Raw genomic sequence first — 2883 nt, forward strand, 5'->3', positions numbered from 1 at the left:
ACCGCTACACTACAGAACCTTTATTCACTTAATGGCTGAAACAACCAATGGGAGTTAACGGGATCGAACCGCTGACCCTCTGCTTGTAAGGCAGATGCTCTCCCAGCTGAGCTAAACTCCCAAAACTTGGCCACTCGCCTATCTCCCAGGGGGCAACCCCCAAGTACTTCCAGCGCAAAAGGACTTGACTTCTGTGTTCGACATGGGAACAGGTGTATCTCCATCGCAATGATGACCAAATCATTAAATGTTACCTTGAACATTCAAAACTAAATAACAATTCTTCTAACTTTTAAACCATAAGCATATTATATTTGACTCTTTTGGTAAAGTCCTCGAGCGATTAGTACTGGTCCGCTCCAAGTCTCGCAACTCTTCCACTTCCAGCCTATCTACCAGATCATCTCTCTGGGCTCTTAATTCTTACGAATGGGTAATCTCATCTTGAGGTGGGCTTCGCACTTAGATGCTTTCAGCGCTTATCCCTTCCCTACATAGCTATCCAGCCGTGCTCCTGGCGGAACAACTGGTACACCAGCGGTAAGTCCATCCCGGTCCTCTCGTACTAAGGACAGATCCTCTCAAATTACCTACGCCCGCGACGGATAGGGACCGAACTGTCTCACGACGTTCTGAACCCAGCTCGCGTGCCGCTTTAATGGGCGAACAGCCCAACCCTTGGGACCGACTACAGCCCCAGGATGCGACGAGCCGACATCGAGGTGCCAAACCTCCCCGTCGATGTGAACTCTTGGGGGAGATAAGCCTGTTATCCCCAGGGTAGCTTTTATCCGTTGAGCGATGGCCCTTCCATGCGGTACCACCGGATCACTAAGTCCTAGTTTCCTACCTGCTCGAGTTGTAGCTCTCGCAGTCAAGCTGGCTTTTACCTTTACACTCTACGATTGATTTCCAACCAATCTGAGCCAACCTTTGAGCGCCTCCGTTACTCTTTAGGAGGCGACCGCCCCAGTCAAACTGTCCGTCAGACACTGTCTCCCTGGCCGATTATGCCAGCGGGTTAGAGTAACCATAAGTCAAGGGTAGTATCCCAACAACGCCTCAATAGAAACTAGCGTCCCTATTTCAATGGCTCCTACCTATCCTGTACATGACTTACAGGTACTCAATATCAAACTACAGTAAAGCTCCATGGGGTCTTTCCGTCCTGTCGCGGGTAACCTGCATCTTCACAGGTACTATAATTTCACCGAGTCTCTGGTTGAGACAGTGCCCAAATCGTTACACCTTTCGTGCGGGTCGGAACTTACCCGACAAGGAATTTCGCTACCTTAGGACCGTTATAGTTACGGCCGCCGTTTACTGGGGCTTCAATTCATAGCTTCGCTTACGCTAACCCCTCTCCTTAACCTTCCAGCACCGGGCAGGCGTCACCCCCTATACTTCGCCTTACGGCTTCGCAGAGAGCTGTGTTTTTGCTAAACAGTCGCTTGGGCCTATTCACTGCGGCTTTCCGTTAAGAAAGCACCCCTTCTCCCGAAGTTACGGGGCTATTTTGCCGAGTTCCTTAACGAGAGTTCTCTCGATCACCTGAGGCTACTCGCCTCGACTACCTGTGTCGGTTTGCGGTACGGGTAGATATGACTTTACGCTAGAAGCTTTTCTTGGCAGTGTGACATCAGAGAGTTCGCAACCGTAGTTGCTTCCCCATCACAGCTCAATGTTAAAGAGAAATGCATTTGACACATCTCACACCTCACTGCTTAGACCAGAATCCATTAACTGGCATCTCTTAGCCTACTGCGTCCCTCCATCACGATCATATCTAGTACTGGAATATCAACCAGTTGTCCATCGACTACGCCTTTCGGCCTCGCCTTAGGTCCCGACTAACCCAGGGCGGACGAGCCTTCCCCTGGAAACCTTAGTCTTACGGTGGATAAGATTCTCACTTATCTTGCGCTACTCATACCGGCATTCTCACTTCTTAACGCTCCAGCACTCCTCACGGTATACCTTCATCGCGGTTAAGAACGCTCTCCTACCATTGATAAAATATCAATCCAAAGCTTCGGTAATATGTTTAGCCCCGGTACATTTTCGGCGCAGGGTCACTCGACTAGTGAGCTATTACGCACTCTTTGAATGATAGCTGCTTCTGAGCTAACATCCTAGTTGTCTGTGCAACCCCACATCCTTTTCCACTTAACATATATTTTGGGACCTTAGCTGTTGGTCTGGGCTGTTTCCCTTTCGACTACGGATCTTAGCACTCGCAGTCTGACTGCCGAACATGTGTATTAGCATTCGGAGTTTATCTGAGATTGGTAATCCTAGACGGACCCCTCACCCAAACAGTGCTCTACCTCCAATACACTTACATTTCGACGCTAGCCCTAAAGCTATTTCGGAGAGAACCAGCTATCTCCCAGTTCGTTTGGAATTTCTCCGCTATCCACAAGTCATCCAAACACTTTTCAACGTGTCCTGGTTCGGGCCTCCAGTGCGTCTTACCACACCTTCACCCTGCTCATGGATAGGTCACTAGGTTTCGGGTCTACATCATGATACTAAGTCGCCCTATTCAGACTCGGTTTCCCTACGGCTCCGTCTCTTCAACTTAACCTCGCATCATAACGTAACTCGCCGGTTCATTCTACAAAAGGCACGCTCTCACCCATTAACGGGCTCGAACTTCTTGTAGGCACACGGTTTCAGGTGCTATTTCACTCCCCTCTCGGGGTTCTTTTCACCTTTCCCTCACGGTACTGGTTCACTATCGGTCACTAAGGAGTATTTAGGGTTGGGAGATGGTCCTCCCGGATTCAAACTGGATTTCGCGTGTCCAGCCCTACTCAGGATACTGCTAGGTATAAGCGCTATTTCGTCTACGGGATTATTACCCTCTTTGATTAACCTTCC

Annotated in this window: 1 tRNA gene and 2 rRNA genes; all 3 read right to left on the reverse strand. The window is 49.4% G+C overall.

Annotation, left to right across the window (positions count from 1 at the left end):
• Positions 1–48: 48 nt before the first annotated feature.
• Positions 49–121, reverse strand: a tRNA-Val gene (locus tag ABT158_RS51070).
• 3 nt (positions 122–124) lie between these two features.
• Positions 125–240, reverse strand: a 5S ribosomal RNA gene (rrf, locus tag ABT158_RS51075).
• 83 nt (positions 241–323) lie between these two features.
• Positions 324–2883 (reverse strand): 23S ribosomal RNA (locus tag ABT158_RS51080); the annotation flags it as partial.

This window comes from Nonomuraea sp. NPDC001636 (assembly GCF_040298265.1).
GTDB lineage: Bacteria > Actinomycetota > Actinomycetes > Streptosporangiales > Streptosporangiaceae > Nonomuraea.